The following is a 16,770-nucleotide window of genomic DNA, read 5'->3' as shown; positions in this document are numbered from 1 at the left end:
GCAAAGAACGATGCGCCCGCCAGCTTGGCAAGACCTAGTCGAACAGATCGCCGGGAACGACGGCGTTCGGGTTCTTGGGCGGTTCGGACAGACCCAGGTGGGCGTAGGCCTTGGCGCAGGCCATCCGCCCGCGCGGGGTGCGCATGATGAAGCCCTGCTGCAGCAGATAGGGTTCGATCACGTCCTCGACCGCATCGCGCGCCTCGGCGATGGCCGCCGCAAGGGTGTCCATGCCCACGGGGCCGCCGCCATAGTTCTCGATCAGGGCCTTCAGGAAGCGGCGGTCCAGACTGTCCAGCCCGGCTTCGTCCACCTCCAGCCGCGCCAACGCCCGCGCCGCGACCAGCCTGTTGATGACTTCCGCCCCTTCCGCCGAGGCGAAGTCGCGCACCCGCCGCAGCAGGCGTCCGGCGATCCGGGGCGTGCCGCGCGCGCGGGACGCGATCTCGAATGCGCCCGCCTCGTCGATGGCCGCGCCCATCTTGCGCGCCGTGCCGCGCACCACCGCCGTCAGTTCTTCGGGGGTGTAGAACTCCAGCCGCAGCGGAATGCCGAACCGGTCGCGCAGCGGCGTGGCCAGCAGGCCCGCCCGCGTCGTGGCCCCCACCAGGGTAAAGGGCGCCAGGTCGATCCGCACCGAGCGCGCCGACGGCCCCTCGCCGATGATCAGGTCCAGCACATGATCCTCCATCGCGGGATAGAGAATCTCCTCGACCTGGGGGCTGAGGCGGTGGATCTCGTCGATGAACAGGACGTCGCGCGGTTCGAGATTGGTCAGAATGGCCGCCAGATCGCCCGCCTTGGCCAGGATCGGACCGGAGGTGGCGCGAAAGCCCACGCCCAGTTCGCGCGACACGATCTGCGCCAGCGTCGTCTTGCCCAGTCCCGGAGGTCCGAACAGCAGGACGTGGTCCAGCGCCTCGGCCCGCCCCCGCGCCGCGTCGATGAAGACCTTCAGATTGCCCTTGGCCTGCGACTGGCCGACGAACTCGGACAGGGTCTGGGGCCGCAGCGCACGGTCGAAGGCTTCGCCCTGGGCGGCGTCAGGGGAGATGATGCGGTCGGTCAACGCCCCAACTCCTGCAGGGCCGCGCGGATGACCGCAGGCAGTTCAGCCTCGTCGCCCAGACGGATCAGGGCCTGATCGACGGCGCGGCGGGCGTTGACCTCGGCGACGCCCAGCCCCAGCAGGGCCGACACGGCCTCTCCCGCCAGGCTGGGTGCGGGCGGAGCAATCTCGACATGGACGCCCGGCGCCATGGGCGCAAAGGTCACGTCGCCCAGAGGCTTGCCCTTCAGTTCGGTGACGATGCGCAGGGCCAGTTTGGGGCCGACGCCGTTGGCGCGGGCGACCGCCGCCTTGTCCTCACGCGCCACGGCGCCCGCCAGTTCGCCCGGCGGAAGCACGTCCAGCACGGCCAGCGCCGCCTTGGGCCCCACGCCCTGAATGGCCAACAGCGTGGTGAAGGCGCGGCGTTCGTCCCGCGTCAGGAAGCCGTACAGACGCGGGCCTGCATCCTCGCTCCATTGCGAATGGACATGGACCGTCGCCTCGTCGCCGGGCGCCGGCAGACGGCCCAGGGTCCTGGCCCCGCATGACACCATATAGCCCACGCCCGCACAGTCGATCAGGCAGTCCGCCTCGCCGACCTCGGCCAGCACGCCTCTCAAACGCCCGATCATGCGGCGCCTCGATGCAGGGTTTCCAGCAAGGACCGTTTCCTCAGTTGCGCATGAGTGATGGCGACGGCCAGGGCGTCGGCGGCGTCGGCCTTCACATCCCCCGCGGTTGGCAGCAGGCGTTTGACCATGAAGGCGATCTGGCTCTTGTCCGCATGGCCTGCGCCGACCACCGCCTTCTTGACCAGATTGGGCGAATATTCCGCGACCAGAAGGCCGCATTTGGCCGGCGCCAGCATGACGGCGGCGCGGGCGTGTCCCAGCTTCAGCGTCGAGGCCGGGTTGACGTTGACGAACACCTCTTCGACCGCCGCCTCTTCGCAGCCATGATCGGCGCAGATCGCCCCGACGTGATCCAGCAGGTGCAGCAGCCGCTCGCTGAAGGGGGCCTTTTCGGGCGGGGTCACCACCCCGTGCGCCACCCAGCGCAGGCGCGCGCCGTCACTGACGATCACCCCCCAGCCGGTGCGTCGCAGACCCGGGTCCAGCCCGATGATTCTGACAGGTTCGTTCGCCATCCGTTCCCCTCATGCCGCAAAGAGAGTTAGCAAACAATCACCAGCGGCCCGACAATCCCTATTGCATATGCAACGCGACGGCGTATTGCATATGCAATGAACGATGATGGACCCTGCATCTGCGGCCGTCTGCGGCGCGCCTCGCGCACGCTGAGCCGCCTTTATGACGCCGCCCTGGCGCCGGTCGGGCTGACGGTGAACCAGTTCTCGATCCTGCGGAATCTGGCGCAGCTGGACCTGCCCAGCCTGAACGAGATCGCCGAGCGCACCGCCCACGAGAAAAGCGCCATGTGGCGCACCCTCCAGCCGATGATCCGCCAGGGCTGGGTCGCGGCCGAACCGGGCCGCGTCCAACGCTTCACCCTGACCGGCGCCGGGCGCGAACGCCTGGATCTGGCGCGGCCGATCTGGATGGAGACCCAGGGCCGGGTCAGCCAGACCCTGGGCGAACGCGAAGCCGCCTTGATCGACCTGCTGCACGAAATCGAGACCCATGCCTGACGCCGCCCCCTCCCCGATGTCCCGTCGCGCCTGGATCATGATCCTGGCCGGGGCCACCATGGTCACCCTGTCGATGGGGGTGCGCCAGTCGTTCGGCCTGTTCCTGACGCCGATGGGCATGGAGCTGGAGATCAACCGCCAGACCTTCGGCCTGATCATCGCCGCCCAGAACCTGTTGTTCGGCCTGATCCAGCCCTTCATCGGCGCCATGGCCGACAAGCATGGCGCGGGACGAATCGCGGTGATCGGGGGGTTGGTCTATGCGGGCGGTCTTGTCGTGTCGGCTCTGGCGGCCAGTTCTCTGGGCCTGATGATCGGCTTCGGCGCCATGGTCGGTCTGGCCATGTCGGGCGTGACCTTCGTGGTCGTGCTGGGCGCCGTGGGCAAGATCGTGCCGCCCGAGAAGCGGACCCTGGCCTTCGGCATCGTCACCGCCGGCGGCTCGTTCGGCCAGTTTCTGGTGGTGCCCGCCGCCCAGGCCCTGCTGGACGCCTATGACTGGCGCATCACCCTGTTCATTCTGGCGGCGGTGGCCGCCCTGATGATCCCGGCGGCGCTGGGCGTGGCGGGCAAGCCGCCTGCGCGTGGCAGGGTCGAGGGTCCGCCGCTGAAGGCCGCCCTGGCCGAGGCGTTCGCCCATCCCAGCTTCTGGCTGCTGAACTTCGGCTTTTTCGTCTGCGGCTTCCACATCGCCTTCGTGGGCACCCACCTGCCCGCCTATCTGCGCGACCTGGGCCTGTCGCCGTCCGTGGGCGCCAACTGTCTGGCCCTGATCGGCCTGTTCAACATCGCCGGGTCGTGGCTGTGGGGCGCATGGGGGTCCAAGGGGTCCAAGAAGAACCTGCTGGTGCTGCTCTACAGCCTGCGGGCCGTGACGCTGGTCGTCTTCATCCTGGTCCCGCTGTCGCCCGCCAGCGCCCTGATCTTCGCGGCGACCTTCGGCTTCCTGTGGCTGGGCACCGTGCCGCTGACCAATGGCCTGGTGGCCCAGATCTACGGGCTGCGGAACCTGTCGGCGCTGGCGGGGATCGTCTTCATGAACCACCAGATCGGCGCCTTCTTCGGCGCCTGGCTGGCCGGCGTGGCCTTTGATGCGACCGGCTCGTACATGCTGATGTGGATCGTCTCGATCGGCCTGGCCCTGACGGCGGCGGCGGCCAACGCCCCGATCAGGGAGGCGCCGCTGGTGCGCGGCCGAGCCTCGCCCCTGGCGGCGGAATGAAGTCCCGCGCGATCCGGGTCGGTCTGGGCGCCCTGGCCCTGCTGGCCATCGGCGGGGCCATATGGCTGTGGGGCCGGGTCGGTGTCGCGGTCTGGCTGGACGCCGCCATCGCCTTCTGCGCCTGAAGCCCCGCGCCTCAGTGCTGCATCAGCCGGGGCCGTTTGGGCGCCGCCTCAGCCGGGGATGGAGCAGGCGGCGGCGCCTCCCTGACTACAGGTTCCGCCGTCTGGCCTGAAGCCCGTTCCGGCGGGATGTAGAAGGGCGCGATCTGCTCAGGCGTGGCCGGGGCGTAGATGGGATCGACCGGCGGCCGCACGACGTCCGGCGCGGCGCGGGACGGTTCGACCGCCGCCGGCGCCTGAACCGGAACATCAACCGTCTCGACGACGACACGCTCGGTCGGCCCAGGCTCGGCCTTTTCGCGGTTCAACAGGGATGAGACGCCCATCGTAACCACAGCGGCGGCGCACAACAACAGGACGATCGCCCCGCCCCAAGCGGCCAGCTTGACCCAGAACCAGCGAGAGCCGTCGATGGGCGGACTGGCGCTGCCCGGCAGATCAAGGCGTGGATCATGTTCCGGCATCAGCGGCGTCCGTCAGGCGTGTTTCTCGACATAGGCTTCGGGGTCCTTGTTCACCGGCTTCACGCCCGTGATGTTGGCCGCCTCAAAGGCCGCGAACTTGACCGCCAGATCATGGCGGGTGGCCACGCTGGAGTTCAGGCGGAAGTCGGTCAGGCCCTGACGCTCTTCCTCGCCCATGTGCTTGGAGTTGACGACGTTCGCCTCGCCCACGGCTTCGAACCAGGCCTTGGTGCCCACCTTGTGCTTGGCGACCGCCTTCACCGCGTCACGCAGCTTGTTGTGGTCTTCGATGGCGTCCTCGGTCTCGCCTTCGACCGTGCCGTCCTCGGCGTCATTGGCGCCGTCGCCCTTTTTCATCAGGTCGGGATAGAAGAACCGTTCCTCAGCCTCGGCGTGCACATCCAGAAAGGCCGACAACCGCCCCCAGACCGCGCTCAGCGCCTCGATGTCCTTGGGATCAATCTGTTCGATGATCGAGAACAGGCGACGCTGTTCCGCATGGTCGTCGAGAATCAGTTGAGTGATGTCCATCAGGGCGCTCCGGCAAGGCTTGAACGAAACTAATCGCCTCCCGCCCGCCGGGTTCCCCGCTAACGACTCGCAAGCTTTGCTCTAGCTTCGTCTGGCGCCTGAACGAGCCAGGACACGCGCGGAGGGCCAGCATCCCGCCGCGCGTTTCAACCCGACCTCAGCCCGCGTATTTGGCGGCGTCTTCGTCGGAGATGTCTTCGTTGGAATAGACGTTCTGCACGTCGTCTTCGGCGTCCAGGGCGTCCAGCAGCTTCAGCAGGGTGCCGACGGCCTCGCCCGTGACGGGCACTTCGGACTGGGGCTTCCAGACGATGGCGGTGGACTTGGGATCGCCCAGCACCTTGGACATGGCGTCGGCGACTTCGTTCAGGTCCTCGAAGGCGGTCCAGATGGTGTGGCCCGGCGCGTCCTCATAGATGTCCGGCTTGACCAGATCGCTTTCGACGTCCGAGGCGCCGGCTTCGATGGCGGCCTCCATGACTTCGTCTTCGGTGCCTGCCTCGGCCTTGTAGATGATCTGACCGACCTTATCCCACATGAAGGCGACCGAGTTCATTTCGCTCAGCGCGCCGCCGTTCTTCTTGAAGGCCGCGCCGATGTTGGAGGCGGCGCGGTTGCGGTTGTCGGTCAGGGCCTCGACGATGATGCCGACGCCGCCGGGGCCGCGGCCCTCGTAGCGGACCTCCTCCATATTATCGACGTCGCCGCCCGCCGCCTTGTTGATCGCGCGCTGGATCACGTCCTTGGGCAGGCTTTCGGCCTTGGCGTTGTTGACCGCCAGACGCAGGCGCGGGTTGGCGGCCGGGTCAGGCAGACCCGACTTCGCCGCCACCGTGATGTCGCGTGACAGCTTGGAGAACAGCTTGGAACGCTGCGCGTCGGCGCGTCCCTTGCGGTGCATGATGTTCTTGAATTTCGAGTGGCCGGCCATGGGATCGTCTTCGAGAGTGCTGGAACCTGTCGCGCGTCTAGCGGATGAGGGCCATCGTGTCACGACAGGCTGAAAAGGTGGAACCTCGACCGTTTGCGGGTATTGATCCCCCGCGAGCAAGACGGAGTGCAGCCATGAACGCCGATGACACCATCTATGAAGCCGAAGGCTACACCGACGACGACCTGTTCGACGCCGATATTGTCGAATGGTACGAGGCCCGCCCCATCACCATCCCGACGGCCATCGCCACCGGCGCCGTGGTCAGCGCCTTCGCCCTGGGCGCACTGACCGCCACGGCCCTGTTCCTGCTCAACCGCCTGGACGACTGAAACAGGGCTGGCCATGCCGGGCGCAGGCATGGCCAGACCTCCGCCTCTTAGCGCACCGCGCCGATATTCAGCGCCTTGACCGTGCAGGACGTGCAGTCCTCGACCTTCAGGATCAGGGTGTTGGTTCCCTGCTGGAAGTTCAGGGCCGATGTGGCGACCTCATGCCAGCCGGGACCGGCGGGCAGGTTCACCTCCACCGGCGTCCCGCGGTTCAGCGACACCGAAACCCGGCCCCCGCCCGAACCGACGACCGTGATCGGGCGCGCGCCCGCCTGATCCGCCGTCAGGGTGTAACGCAGCCATTCTCCGGTCTCGAACTCGGCGACGACGGGCTGGCCCGCGTCGATGGCGATGTCCACGCCGTCGTTGCGCCATGTGCGGCCCGTGTTCCACCAGGGATCGCGCGGCCCGGGCCCGTCGGTGTCCGAATCATAGACGTCGGACCAGGCCACGCCTGACCGCCCCAGGTCATAGTCCGCCGCCCGGATCACCCCGCCCTGACGTCCGAACCGACGCTCCACGAAGGGAATGGCGACGTCCGAATGCGGCTGGCGGATCATGGCGTCCACCACGTCGTGGTGTTTGAAATTGTTCTCGTAGAGGATGTCGTGATTGGCCAGCTGCATCAGGGTGCGCTCGGCCTCTGCCGCCGACGGACGCGGTCCCTTGCCGGTCAGATAGGCCACCAGGGCAGGCCAGCCCGCATTGGGCGTGATCTCCAGGGGCTGGTTGAAGCCGATCTTCTTCAGCGGCCAGAAGGCCCAGCCGACGCCCTCGTTCTCGACCGTGGCGATGGTTTCGGTGAACCAGCGATTGGAGTTCTCGCCCGACTCGCCCAGCCAGATCGGGGCGTTGTTCTCGTCGCGCAGCTTCAGGAACTCGGCGATGGAATCCCGGTCCGTCGCGTTCCAGTATTTGTGGAAACTGATCGCCATGTTGTCGTCCCACAGGGGCATGACGCCGCGATAATTATTGCCCCAGCAGTTGCCCTCGATGATGACCAGATGGCGCTTGTCCACCTCGCGGATGGCGGCGGTGATGTCGACCATCAGCTTGCGCAGCGGCGCATTGCTGTTTTCGTTGCAGCCGTTGCCGGGCTCGGCGCCTTCGAAGTTCCAGTTGGGTTCGTTGATGATGTCATAGGCGCCGATGGAGGGTTCGTCGGCATAGCGTTCAGCCAGCTTGCGCCAGATCGCCACCGTCTTCCTCTGGTTCTCGGCGCTGTCCCACAGGGACGGCTTGTTCGGGTCACGGTCCGCGATGGCCAGGTCCGAGCCCTGGCCGCCTGGCGCGGCGTGCAGGTCCAGGATCAGGTACATGCCGTTGGCCTTCACCCAGTCCAGCAGGTCGTCGATCTGTTTGAAGCCTTCTTCCTTCCAGGTGTCCTGGCCCGCGACCGGCTCCTGATCGGCAGCCAGGGTCAGCTGGTCGTAATGCAGCGGGATGCGCACCGAGTTGAAGCCCCAGCGCCCCATGGCGTCGATGTCGGCCTTGGTCGTGTAGTTGGCTCGCCAGGCGCGGTAGAAGGCCTCGGTCTTCTCCTCGCCGATCAGGTCGGCGATGCGCGCGCGGATGACGTGCTGCTGACCCAGTTCGCCCAGCTGCAGCATATAGCCTTCCTGCAGCACCCAGCCGCCCAGACCCATGCCGCGCAGGATGACGGGCTCACCCTCTTCGTTGACGATCCGCGTGCCGTCCGCGCGCAGGAAGCTCTGCGCCTCCGCCAACCCAGCCGACAGACACAGCGCCGCCGTTGCGACCGAAGCCGCAATCCAGTTCTTCCTCATGACGTCCTCCCAACGTGATTTTTGGGAACGTTCACATGGAAAGATTTGAAACGCCAGAGCCGAAGCGGAGCTGCGACGATCACGCCTTGTGTCAGGGCGTCAGCCCGCCTTCAGGTTCTCCACGACCGCTCTCAGCTTGGTCGGCAGGGGCTTGGGCCGACGCGTTTCCGCATCCACATAGACATGGACGAAATGGCCGATGGCGGCGGGCACGTCGACGCCGCGCTTGAAGACGGCGAACCCATAGCTGACGCTGGAGGTGCCGATGCGGTCGACCTTGATCCCGACCTCGATCACGTCCGGGAACTTCAGCGACGAGGTGTAGCGGCAGCCCGAATCCACGACCAGGCCGATGGACTCGTCCAGCGCATTGGCGATCAGCAGGTGGGCGTTCACCGCCGAGTCCACGAACTCGTAGAATTTGGCGTTGTTGATATGGCCGTACTGATCGTTGTCCGCCCAGCGGGTCGAGACCATGTGAAAGGCCCGGTAGGTGGCCCGCTCCGCCAGGGCGCCTTCGTCACGCTTCGCCATCGTTCCTCATCTCCCCAAGCACGGCGTTCGCTCGCCGTCTGAGGTTGAACGCTCGGGCTTGGACGACGTGGCGTCAAGCGCCTATCGGTGACGCAGCGATCACGAACGCGCGGCGACCGCGCGCTCAAGCAGCTGGCGACCGCGTCGACAGCGATAGCGCACAAAGAAAGGCTTGAGCATGAGCATTAAGACCAGAGCCGCTGTCCTGTCCGCGATGGGCGCCGGGCATCCCTATGCAGACAGCCGTCCCCTTTCGATCGAAACCGTCACCCTGTCGCCGCCCGGCCCCGGCGAGGTTCTGGTGGCGATCAGGGCGGCGGGTCTGTGCCACTCGGACCTGTCCGTCATCAACGGCGACCGCCCCCGCCCCCTGCCCATGGCCCTGGGCCACGAAGCGGCGGGGGTGGTCGAGGCCCTGGGCGAGGGGGTGAACGACCTGCAGATCGGCGACCACGTCGTCATGGTCTTCATGCCGTCCTGCGGCCATTGCGCCCCCTGCGCCGGGGGCCGCCCCGCCCTGTGCGAGCCGGGCGCCGCCGCCAATGGCCGGGGCGAACTGCTGGCGGGCGGACGCCGCATCTTCCGCGAGGGAGAAGCCGTCAACCACCACCTCGGCTGCTCGGCCTTCGCCGAACGGGCGGTGGTGTCGCGCCGGTCGCTGGTCAAGATCGACCCGGAGCTGTCGTTCGAAGAGGCGGCCCTGTTCGGCTGCGCCGTCCTGACCGGCGTGGGCGCTGTCGTGAACACCGCCGCGGTCAAGGCGGGCCAGAGCGTCGTCGTCATCGGCCTGGGCGGCGTGGGTCTGGCCAGCGTCCTGGGCGCCCTGGCCAGCGGCGCCAGCCCCGTCGTCGCCGTCGATCTGTCGCAGGACAAGCTGGCCCTGGCCCGCAGTCTGGGTCCTGTCCAGACCGTCAACGCCGCCGATCCCGATGCGGTCGATCAGGTCCGCGCCCTGACCAGCGGCGGCGCCGACTTCGCCTTCGAAATGGCCGGATCGGTCCGCGCGCTTGAGAACGCCTGGAAGATGACCCGGCGCGGCGGAACCACCGTCACGGCGGGCATTCCGCCGCCCGATGCGGCCCTTGCCGTCAATGTGGTGTCTCTGGTGGGCGAGGAGCGCACGCTGAAAGGCTCCTACATCGGCGCCTGCGTGCCCAGCCGCGACATCCCCCGCTACGTCGCCCTGTACCGCCAGGGCCGCCTGCCGGTGGACCGCCTGATGAGCGGCGTCATTCCTCTGGACGACATCAACACGGGCTTCGACCGCCTGCACGCCGGCGAGGTGGTCCGGCTGGTGGTCCGGCCCTGACCACCAGCCCGTCGTCTCTTACTTCGCCGCGCGCGGGGGCGCGTTCTTCACATACAGGTCCATCCAGCGGGTCATCTCCCACAGGGTGTGGCCCACCGATTCCCGCGCGCGATAGCCGTGGGCCTCCAGCGGCAGGGTGACATAACGCGCCGTCGCCCCCAGCCCCTTCAGCGCCGCATAGAAGCGTTCCGACTGAACCGGGAAGGTGCCCGAGTTGTCGTCCGCCTCGCCGTGGATCAGCAGGATCGGCTCATTCAGCTTGTTGGCGTAGGTGAAGGGCGACATCTCGGTATAGACCTCGGTCGCATCCCAGTAGTTGCGCTGCTCGGCCTGGAAGCCGAACGGCGTCAGGGTGCGGTTATAGGCGCCCGACCGCGCGATCCCGGTGCGGAACAGGTCGGTGTGGACCAAGAGGTTGGCCGTCATGAAGGCGCCGTAGCTGTGGCCGCCGACCGCGATCCGGTCCCGATCCGCAACCCCCATCCGCACCACCGCATCGACCGCCGCCTGGGCGTCCGCCGTCAGTTGCTCGACATAGGTGTCGTTCGGCTCCGCCCCGTCCTTGCCGATGATGGGCATGGAGGGGTTGTCGAAGATGGCGTAGCCCTGGGTCAGCAGGAACAGGTGGCTGGCGCCCCCCGGACGCACGAAGCGGTTCTGCACATCCACGGTCTGTCCGGCGACAGAGGCGTCGGTGAACTCGGCCGGATAGGCCCACATCAGCATCGGCAAGGGGCCGTCGCGGTCCTTGTCATAGCCTGCAGGCAGATACAGCGTGCCCGACAGCTTCACCCCGTCCGCCCGCTCATAGGTCACAAGCTGGCGGGTGGCCTCCGCCAACTGCGGCGCCGGATCGGGGAAGTTGGTCAGGCGGGTGACAGACCCGTCCGTCAGGTCGCGGATCTGCAGGTTCGGCGGGTCCAGGCGGCTTTCGCGCTGGGTGACGACGCGTCTGCCCTCCGCATCCAGGAAGCCGACCACCGCCTCATAGTCGGTGTTGGCCGAGGTCCACAGCCGCTCGCTGCGCCCCGTCGCCGGGTCCATGGCCGCCAGGAAGGGGAACTCGCCCTGGGCCGTCGCGCCTGCGCCCGACATCAGGATCTTCCCGTCCGGCGCAAAACGGATCACCGAACGGCCCGCCGCGTTCGGCTGGGTCACCGGCATGCCCGGATTGTCGTAGCGGGCCTGATAGTTGCGCTCCAGAAGCACCCGCTCTTGCCCCGGATTGGACGGATCGACCACAAAGCGCGTTTCGTGCCGGGTGTTGAACCAACGGCTGTAAACGATGGCCAGATCGTCCTTGCCCCAGCTGACGCCGCCATAGCGCTCCTTCAGGTCGATCAGCTTGACCGGCTCGGCGGTGAAGGGCGCGGCCTGCATGAAGACGCGGTCGCGGAACTCGGCCTCGCGACGGATGTCGCCGCCGTCCAGGGCTTCAACCCAGGTCAGGGTGGCGGGAGCGTCCGCGCGCCAGTCGACCGAGCGCGGCCCCGGCGCCACGGCGTCAAAGGCGGTCGGCACATCATCGCGCAGCGGCAGGCTGGCCACCTGCCGCACGACGCGGCCGTTCAGGTCCGTGACCAGGATGTCGGTCGGAAACAGCCCGCTGGGCACCACATAGGAATAGGGCCGCTTGGCGATCTCCTGCAGGATGTAACGCCCATCCGGCGACAGGGTGACGTCCAGATGCACGGCGGGCTGGCCGATCGTCCGGGCCCGTCCATTCAACGGAACCAGCGTCAGCTGGGACGTGAAATAATGATCGAACAGGGCTTCGTCGCCCGGGTTCGACAGCAGGTCCTGATAGGTGCGGACCGGCGCCACGCGACCGGCGGTCTCATCGATATTCGGTCCCGTCGGCGCGCCGCTCACATCCGGCGCCGGGCCGCGCCCTGCAGGCACGGCCTCGACCAGAACGCCCGAACTGTCGGGCAGCCACTGATAGCCGCTTCCGCCCGTCATATTGACCACCGGATCGGTCAGCTTGCGCGCCCGCGCCGTCGCCACATCCACGACCCACAGCTCCAGCCCCGTCGGGCGGTCCATGACCAGGGCCAGGCTCCTGGCGTCCGGCGCGAAACGCACCGCCGTGAAGCGCGCGCCTGCGGGCAGGGCGACGACACGCTGCGCGCCGCCGTCCACGGCCTGCAGCGTCAGGCCGGTCAGCCAGGCCACGCGGCTTTCCGCCAGCCCGTTGTTGCGGGGATTGATTCGCGATCCGCCCAGCCGCAGCATCGGCTCAGCCAGGGCCTTGATGCTGGGCAGGTTCGACCGGTCCAGCAGCGCCAGCGTGCGCCGATCCGGGCTCAACATCGGCGCGGGCGTCGGCTTGGCGTCCAGAATGTCGGCGATGGGCGCAGGCGGCTGCTGATAGGCGCTCACCGCCGGGGCCTGCCCCGCATTCTGAGCCAAGGCCCCGCCCGCCGCCGAAGCCAGCAACACCGTCGCCAGCACAAGCCCGGCGCCACGCACACGCATCATCATGATTGGAAACCCCACAGTTTTCCCAACCAGACTAGCGACACGGACAGACCAGCGACACCCTCTTTCGCCGTTACAGTGTTACATAACCTCAGCCCCCGTTCAGCAACCCCTCTACGTCCGCGCGCTCCGGCGCTGACGGCTGGGCGCCGGGGCGTGTGGCGGCGAAGGCTCCGGCGGCGCAGGCGAACTTCAGCGCCTCAGCCGGGTCCATGCCTTCCAGCAGGGCCACGGTGATCGCGGCGACGAAGGCGTCTCCGGCGCCGGTGGCGTCGACGGCGGTGATGACGGGCGGGGTCGCCCAGGCCATCTCGACGCCGCGCTGGTACATGGCCGCGCCCTTGGCGCCCTTGGTCACCACCACGCGCCCCCCGCCGTGATGCAGGCCGTCGCCATAGAAGGCGGCTTCCGTCTCATTGACCACGATCAGGTCGGCGCGGCGCAGCAGCAGCTCCGACACCGGCGCGGCGGGCGCCAGATTGGCGCAGACGAAGCCGGTCGCCCGCCCCACAGCCGCCTCGACCGTCTCGACGGGCAGCTCCAGCTGGACGATCAGCGCGCCCTCGATCCGCTGGGGCAGCTGTTCCGGCGTGACCATCAGGTTCGCTCCAGGCGCCACGACGATCTGGTTCTCGCCCGACGGATCGACGGCGATCAGAGCCACCCCGGTCGGAGCGGCGACATCGACTTCGACCCCCGCCAGATCGACGCCGATGTCCTGCATCAGCGACAGGGCCTCGCCCGCCATGGCGTCGTCGCCGACCCGGCCGATCAGACTGACCTCGGCGCCCAGCTTCTCGGCGGCGAAGGCCTGATTGGCGCCCTTGCCGCCGGGGTGGCGGGCCAGGGTCGCGCCCGTCACCGTCTCGCCCGGCGCAGGCAGGCTGGGGGCGGTGGCGACCAGATCCAGGTTGATCGAACCGACGACGGTGATCCTCATGCCGCGTTCCTCAGGGTCTCGACGATCAGATCGAACACCCCCTGCCCGTCCGCCGCAACCGCCCAGTGGTGGCGCGCGGTCGCCGGATCGACCCGGAACTCCACCGCCGTATGGCCGCGCGTCAGGTCCGAGTTGGTCTCGACCTCGATCCGGCAGGGCCGGGTCTGGAACAGGTCTGGCCGCATCAGCCAGGCGATGGTGCAGGGGTCATGCAGGGGCGAGGCCTCGCCGCCGACCACCTCCCGCTCGACCCGCTGGGAGAAGCGCAGCAGGGCGGCGGCGGTGCGCGCCGCCTCGCTGTCGACCGCCTCGATGGCGGCGATCCGGTCTTCGTCGGCGCGCACCTGATGGGTGGCGTCCAGACCCAGCACGATCACCTGACAGCCCGATCCGAAGACCACCGCCGCCGCCTCCGGGTCGGCCCAGATGTTGAACTCGGCCGAGGCGGTGATGTTGCCGCCCTCCGCCCGCGCGCCGCCCATGACCACGACCGGCCCCAGCCATTCGGCCAGCCGCCGCTCGCGCCGCATGGCCAGCGCCAGATTGGTCATCGGCCCGATCACGGCGACCGCGACCGATCCCTGCGGGCGGCTCATGACCAGATCGACGATGGCGTTGGCGGAGGGGCCGTCGCCAATGATGCCCGCAGGCTCGAACGGCTCCAGATCGCCCAGCCCCTCGGCGCCGTGAAACGCGCCCGCGCCTGCAGGAGGACGCTTCAGCGGGCGTTCGGCGCCGCGATGAACCGGCACGTCTTCGCGTCCGGCGATCTGGCGGATGATCCGCGCATTGCGCTGGGTCAGGTGGGCGGGAACATTGCCCCCGACGGTGGTTACGGCGAGCAGCTCCAGCTCGGGCGCGGCGAAGGCCAGGAACAGGGCCACGGCGTCATCCACGCCGGGGTCGCAGTCGATTATCAAGGATTGAACAGTCACGCCCCTGACTAGGCCGCCCGCCTCCCTCGCGGCAAGCCCCGGCGACCGGCGCTTGACGCAGGCCCGACACGGCGTCACCCTGATGCTGTTCTCCGGGGGGTCGCAATCGAGCGGCTGAGATAGAGGTTTCTCCTCTGACCCGTCGAACCTGATCCGGGTCATGCCGGCGAAGGGATGAGTACGCTGCCGGTCCAAACCACAGGACCAACACGCCCGACGTCGGCGGACCTCAAACGTTTTTGAGGCCGCCATGAATATTCAAGTCACGCCCCCCGCCCTGCCGGAAGAGCCCAACATCGAGCTGCCTCTGGCCGATGCGCGCAAGGCCGTCGCCGCCGAGCACGGCCGCATCCCCACCGGCCCGCGCGCAGGCGGGGTGAAGGTCTATGTGGCGGGCGAGCTTTATCCCGACATCCGCGTGCCGTTCCGCGAGGTCGCCGTCCACCCGTCCGCCAACGAGCCGCCGGTGACGATGTATGACTCGTCGGGCCCCTACACCGACCCGGCCGTGACCATCGACATCAAGAAGGGCCTGCCCAGGGTGAAGTCGTCGTGGCAACTGGATCGCGGCGACATCGCCCCGGTCCTGAACCCGCGCGAGGTCAAGCCCGAGGACAACGGCCACGCCAGCGGCAAGCACCTGGCCCCCCGCTTCGACACCTCCAACCACCGCGTGTTCAAGGGCGTCGAGGGCCGCCCCGTCACCCAGTACGAATACGCCCAGGCCGGGATCATCACGCCCGAGATGGAATATGTCGCCATCCGCGAGAACATGCGGCGCGAGCAGAACGCCCCCTGCATCCGCGACGGCGAGGATTTCGGCGCCTCGATCCCCGACTTCGTGACGCCCGAGTTCGTGCGCCAGGAGATCGCCCGCGGCCGCGCCATCATCCCGCACAACATCAACCACCCCGAGGTCGAGCCGATGATCATCGGCCGCAACTTCCTGGTGAAGATCAACGCCAACATCGGCAACAGCGCGGTCCTGTCCAGCGTCGATGACGAGGTGGACAAGCTGGTCTGGGCCACCCGCTGGGGCGCCGACAACGTCATGGACCTGTCGACGGGCAGGAACATCCACAACATCCGCGACTGGATCATCAGGAACTCGTCGGTCCCCATCGGCACCGTGCCCATCTATCAGGCGCTGGAGAAGGTGAACGGCATCGCCGAGGACCTGACGTGGGAGGTGTTCCGCGACACCCTGATCGAACAGGCCGAACAGGGCGTGGACTATTTCACCATCCACGCGGGCGTGCGCCTGCCCTTCGTGCCGATGACGGCCAAGCGCGTGACCGGCATCGTCTCACGCGGCGGCTCCATCATGGCCAAGTGGTGCCTGGCCCACCACAAGGAGAGCTTCCTCTACGAGCATTTCGAGGACATCTGCGACATCATGCGCGCCTATGATGTCTCGTTCAGCCTCGGCGACGGCCTGCGCCCCGGCTCCATCGCCGACGCCAATGACGAGGCCCAGTTCGCCGAGCTGCGCACCCTGGGCGAACTGACGAAAATCGCCTGGGCCAAGGGCTGCCAGGTCATGATCGAAGGCCCCGGCCACGTGCCGATGCACAAGATCAAGGCCAATATGGATGAGCAGCTGAAACACTGCCACGAGGCGCCCTTCTATACGCTTGGCCCGCTGACCACCGACATCGCGCCGGGCTATGACCACATCACCAGCGCCATCGGCGCGGCCATGATCGGCTGGTTCGGCACGGCCATGCTCTGCTACGTCACGCCCAAGGAGCATCTGGGCCTGCCGGATCGTCAGGACGTCAAGGACGGCGTCATCACCTACAAGATCGCCGCCCACGCCGCCGACCTGGCCAAGGGCCACCCCGCCGCCCGCCTGCACGACGACGCCCTGTCGCGCGCCCGGTTCGAGTTCCGCTGGGAGGACCAGTTCAACCTGGGTCTAGACCCCGAAACCGCCCGCAAATACCACGACGAGACCCTGCCGAAGGAAGCCCACAAGACCGCCCACTTCTGCTCCATGTGCGGACCCAAATTCTGCAGCATGAAGATCAGCCAGGACATCCGCGACGCCGCCAAGGCCCAGAACGACGCGGGCGCCAGCCTGACGGACGCCGAGGCGGGCATGGCCGAGATGAGCGCCAAGTTCAGGGCCGGGGGCGGGGAGATTGAGGTGAAGGTGTAGACGCTCAGATCAGGCACTGGGCAGAACTATGGACGCGAGGCTGCTTAAATTCGCCTCGCGCCAATCCACTGTTTTTACCTGAGAATATCAGATTATCACAACCGTGATAGTCGGAGTGTCAACTAGGTGTCGCGCCTAGAGTTCAGCCAAGAGTAGAAGGTGCGGTGAGGAGCCGAAGACGTTCAAGTTTTGTCCATACGTATCTCGATGATTTTTTCGAAGACGCGTTAGGCTCAGGACTCATAGCCAGAAGAGGACGGTTGCAGCGAGAGCTATGGCGGAGAGGAAGACGGTCGGGCATCGATCATAGCGCGTGGCGACA

At 67.6% G+C, this 16,770-nt stretch carries 17 protein-coding genes, 1 pseudogene and 1 riboswitch; of the genes and pseudogenes, 6 read left to right on the top strand and 12 right to left on the bottom strand.

Going from position 1 to position 16,770, the window contains the following annotated elements:
* Nucleotides 1–34 precede the first annotated feature (34 nt).
* Genes ruvB through ruvC form a run of 3 tightly spaced genes read right to left on the bottom strand, consistent with a single transcriptional unit; the run spans nucleotide 35 to nucleotide 2,198 of the window.
* The gene (gene ruvB / locus JKF87_RS11390) at nucleotides 35–1,069 is read right to left on the bottom strand and encodes a Holliday junction branch migration DNA helicase RuvB (RefSeq protein WP_201100020.1); all 1,035 of its coding nucleotides are present in this window, start codon (nucleotides 1,067–1,069) and stop codon (nucleotides 35–37) included.
* The gene (gene ruvA / locus JKF87_RS11385) at nucleotides 1,066–1,683 is read right to left on the bottom strand and encodes a Holliday junction branch migration protein RuvA (RefSeq protein WP_201100019.1); all 618 of its coding nucleotides are present in this window, start codon (nucleotides 1,681–1,683) and stop codon (nucleotides 1,066–1,068) included. The genes ruvB and ruvA overlap by 4 nt, the downstream gene beginning before the upstream one ends.
* Complete coding sequence (gene ruvC, locus JKF87_RS11380) at nucleotides 1,680–2,198, bottom strand: crossover junction endodeoxyribonuclease RuvC (RefSeq protein ID WP_201100018.1); 519 nt, start codon at nucleotides 2,196–2,198, stop codon at nucleotides 1,680–1,682. Before ruvC ends, ruvA begins: the two co-directional genes overlap by 4 nt.
* Nucleotides 2,199–2,294: 96 nt before the next feature.
* Between ruvC and JKF87_RS11375 the strand changes: the two genes are divergently transcribed.
* Genes JKF87_RS11375 through JKF87_RS18505 form a run of 3 tightly spaced genes read left to right on the top strand, consistent with a single transcriptional unit; the run spans nucleotide 2,295 to nucleotide 4,046 of the window.
* A complete protein-coding gene (locus JKF87_RS11375) occupies nucleotides 2,295–2,699 on the top strand; it encodes a MarR family winged helix-turn-helix transcriptional regulator (protein ID WP_201100017.1) in 405 nt (134 codons plus the stop codon).
* Nucleotides 2,692–3,921, top strand: coding sequence for an MFS transporter (locus JKF87_RS11370; RefSeq protein ID WP_201100016.1), 1,230 nt, complete (start codon nucleotides 2,692–2,694; stop codon nucleotides 3,919–3,921). Before JKF87_RS11375 ends, JKF87_RS11370 begins: the two co-directional genes overlap by 8 nt.
* Nucleotides 3,918–4,046 carry a hypothetical protein gene (locus tag JKF87_RS18505; protein ID WP_275945253.1) on the top strand — a complete coding sequence of 43 codons (129 nt, stop codon included), beginning with the start codon at nucleotides 3,918–3,920 and terminating at the stop codon, nucleotides 4,044–4,046. The genes JKF87_RS11370 and JKF87_RS18505 overlap by 4 nt, the downstream gene beginning before the upstream one ends.
* Before the next feature lie 11 nt (nucleotides 4,047–4,057).
* Here the strand turns inward: JKF87_RS18505 and JKF87_RS11365 are convergent, their stop codons facing one another.
* From JKF87_RS11365 to JKF87_RS11355, 3 genes are all read right to left on the bottom strand, one after another.
* Nucleotides 4,058–4,507 (bottom strand): hypothetical protein, encoded by a 450-nt coding sequence (locus tag JKF87_RS11365; protein ID WP_201100015.1) that lies wholly within the window; start codon nucleotides 4,505–4,507, stop codon nucleotides 4,058–4,060.
* A 12-nt stretch (nucleotides 4,508–4,519) separates the two neighbouring features.
* Entirely contained in the window at nucleotides 4,520–5,038 is a 519-nt protein-coding gene (locus tag JKF87_RS11360) for a hemerythrin domain-containing protein (protein WP_201100014.1), read from the bottom strand.
* 157 nt (nucleotides 5,039–5,195) lie between these two features.
* Entirely contained in the window at nucleotides 5,196–5,969 is a 774-nt protein-coding gene (locus JKF87_RS11355; RefSeq protein ID WP_201100013.1) for a YebC/PmpR family DNA-binding transcriptional regulator, read from the bottom strand.
* Nucleotides 5,970–6,103: 134 nt separating this feature from the next.
* On the opposite strand from JKF87_RS11355, the gene JKF87_RS11350 reads away from it, so the two are divergent.
* The gene (locus tag JKF87_RS11350; protein ID WP_201100012.1) at nucleotides 6,104–6,301 is read left to right on the top strand and encodes a hypothetical protein; all 198 of its coding nucleotides are present in this window, start codon (nucleotides 6,104–6,106) and stop codon (nucleotides 6,299–6,301) included.
* 47 nt (nucleotides 6,302–6,348) lie between these two features.
* On the opposite strand, the gene JKF87_RS11345 is transcribed toward JKF87_RS11350, so the two are convergent.
* Complete coding sequence (locus JKF87_RS11345; protein ID WP_201100011.1) at nucleotides 6,349–8,088, bottom strand: cellulase family glycosylhydrolase; 1,740 nt, start codon at nucleotides 8,086–8,088, stop codon at nucleotides 6,349–6,351.
* Nucleotides 8,089–8,187: 99 nt separating this feature from the next.
* The gene (locus JKF87_RS11340) at nucleotides 8,188–8,622 is read right to left on the bottom strand and encodes an acyl-CoA thioesterase (RefSeq protein ID WP_201100010.1); all 435 of its coding nucleotides are present in this window, start codon (nucleotides 8,620–8,622) and stop codon (nucleotides 8,188–8,190) included.
* Nucleotides 8,623–8,800: 178 nt separating this feature from the next.
* Here JKF87_RS11340 and JKF87_RS11335 point away from each other — a divergent pair, with 178 nt between their 5' ends.
* Entirely contained in the window at nucleotides 8,801–9,931 is a 1,131-nt protein-coding gene (locus tag JKF87_RS11335) for a zinc-dependent alcohol dehydrogenase family protein (protein WP_201100009.1), read from the top strand.
* Between the two features lie 18 nt (nucleotides 9,932–9,949).
* On the opposite strand, the gene JKF87_RS11330 is transcribed toward JKF87_RS11335, so the two are convergent.
* The 3 genes from JKF87_RS11330 to JKF87_RS11320 form a co-directional block, all read right to left on the bottom strand.
* Nucleotides 9,950–12,415, bottom strand: coding sequence for an alpha/beta hydrolase family protein (locus JKF87_RS11330; RefSeq protein WP_201100008.1), 2,466 nt, complete (start codon nucleotides 12,413–12,415; stop codon nucleotides 9,950–9,952).
* An 88-nt stretch (nucleotides 12,416–12,503) separates the two neighbouring features.
* The gene (locus tag JKF87_RS11325; RefSeq protein ID WP_201100007.1) at nucleotides 12,504–13,352 is read right to left on the bottom strand and encodes a ribokinase; all 849 of its coding nucleotides are present in this window, start codon (nucleotides 13,350–13,352) and stop codon (nucleotides 12,504–12,506) included.
* A complete protein-coding gene (locus JKF87_RS11320; protein WP_201100006.1) occupies nucleotides 13,349–14,287 on the bottom strand; it encodes a nucleoside hydrolase in 939 nt (312 codons plus the stop codon). The genes JKF87_RS11325 and JKF87_RS11320 overlap by 4 nt, the downstream gene beginning before the upstream one ends.
* Before the next feature lie 83 nt (nucleotides 14,288–14,370).
* Nucleotides 14,371–14,480, top strand: a riboswitch (TPP riboswitch).
* 57 nt (nucleotides 14,481–14,537) lie between these two features.
* On the opposite strand from JKF87_RS11320, the gene thiC reads away from it, so the two are divergent.
* On the top strand, nucleotides 14,538–16,448 hold the full coding sequence (thiC, locus tag JKF87_RS11315; RefSeq protein ID WP_236261322.1) for a phosphomethylpyrimidine synthase ThiC: 1,911 nt from the start codon (nucleotides 14,538–14,540) through the stop codon (nucleotides 16,446–16,448).
* A gap of 240 nt (nucleotides 16,449–16,688) precedes the next feature.
* Here thiC and JKF87_RS11310 read toward each other — a convergent pair.
* Nucleotides 16,689–16,770, bottom strand: a pseudogene (locus tag JKF87_RS11310) (IS5/IS1182 family transposase); the annotation flags it as partial.

This window comes from Brevundimonas nasdae (genome assembly GCF_016654005.1).
Taxonomy (GTDB): Bacteria; Pseudomonadota; Alphaproteobacteria; order Caulobacterales; family Caulobacteraceae; genus Brevundimonas; species Brevundimonas nasdae.
Note: the sequence above shows the minus strand (reverse complement) of the source record. Positions and strands in the feature narration are given on the sequence as shown.

Excerpts from the sequence above, each read along its gene's own strand:
- ruvC (WP_201100018.1), bottom strand. The coding sequence starts at position 2,198 with ATGGCGAACGAACCTGTCAGAATCATCGGGCTGGACCCGGGTCTGCGA.
- JKF87_RS11365 (WP_201100015.1), bottom strand. The coding sequence starts at position 4,507 with ATGCCGGAACATGATCCACGCCTTGATCTGCCGGGCAGCGCCAGTCCG.
- thiC (WP_236261322.1), top strand. The coding sequence starts at position 14,538 with ATGAATATTCAAGTCACGCCCCCCGCCCTGCCGGAAGAGCCCAACATC.
- JKF87_RS18505 (WP_275945253.1), top strand. The coding sequence starts at position 3,918 with ATGAAGTCCCGCGCGATCCGGGTCGGTCTGGGCGCCCTGGCCCTGCTG.
- JKF87_RS11360 (WP_201100014.1), bottom strand. The coding sequence starts at position 5,038 with ATGGACATCACTCAACTGATTCTCGACGACCATGCGGAACAGCGTCGC.
- JKF87_RS11345 (WP_201100011.1), bottom strand. The coding sequence starts at position 8,088 with ATGAGGAAGAACTGGATTGCGGCTTCGGTCGCAACGGCGGCGCTGTGT.
- JKF87_RS11350 (WP_201100012.1), top strand. The coding sequence starts at position 6,104 with ATGAACGCCGATGACACCATCTATGAAGCCGAAGGCTACACCGACGAC.
- JKF87_RS11330 (WP_201100008.1), bottom strand. The coding sequence starts at position 12,415 with ATGATGATGCGTGTGCGTGGCGCCGGGCTTGTGCTGGCGACGGTGTTG.
- JKF87_RS11355 (WP_201100013.1), bottom strand. The coding sequence starts at position 5,969 with ATGGCCGGCCACTCGAAATTCAAGAACATCATGCACCGCAAGGGACGC.
- JKF87_RS11335 (WP_201100009.1), top strand. The coding sequence starts at position 8,801 with ATGAGCATTAAGACCAGAGCCGCTGTCCTGTCCGCGATGGGCGCCGGG.
- JKF87_RS11340 (WP_201100010.1), bottom strand. The coding sequence starts at position 8,622 with ATGGCGAAGCGTGACGAAGGCGCCCTGGCGGAGCGGGCCACCTACCGG.
- JKF87_RS11370 (WP_201100016.1), top strand. The coding sequence starts at position 2,692 with ATGCCTGACGCCGCCCCCTCCCCGATGTCCCGTCGCGCCTGGATCATG.
- ruvA (WP_201100019.1), bottom strand. The coding sequence starts at position 1,683 with ATGATCGGGCGTTTGAGAGGCGTGCTGGCCGAGGTCGGCGAGGCGGAC.
- JKF87_RS11325 (WP_201100007.1), bottom strand. The coding sequence starts at position 13,352 with ATGAGGATCACCGTCGTCGGTTCGATCAACCTGGATCTGGTCGCCACC.
- JKF87_RS11375 (WP_201100017.1), top strand. The coding sequence starts at position 2,295 with ATGAACGATGATGGACCCTGCATCTGCGGCCGTCTGCGGCGCGCCTCG.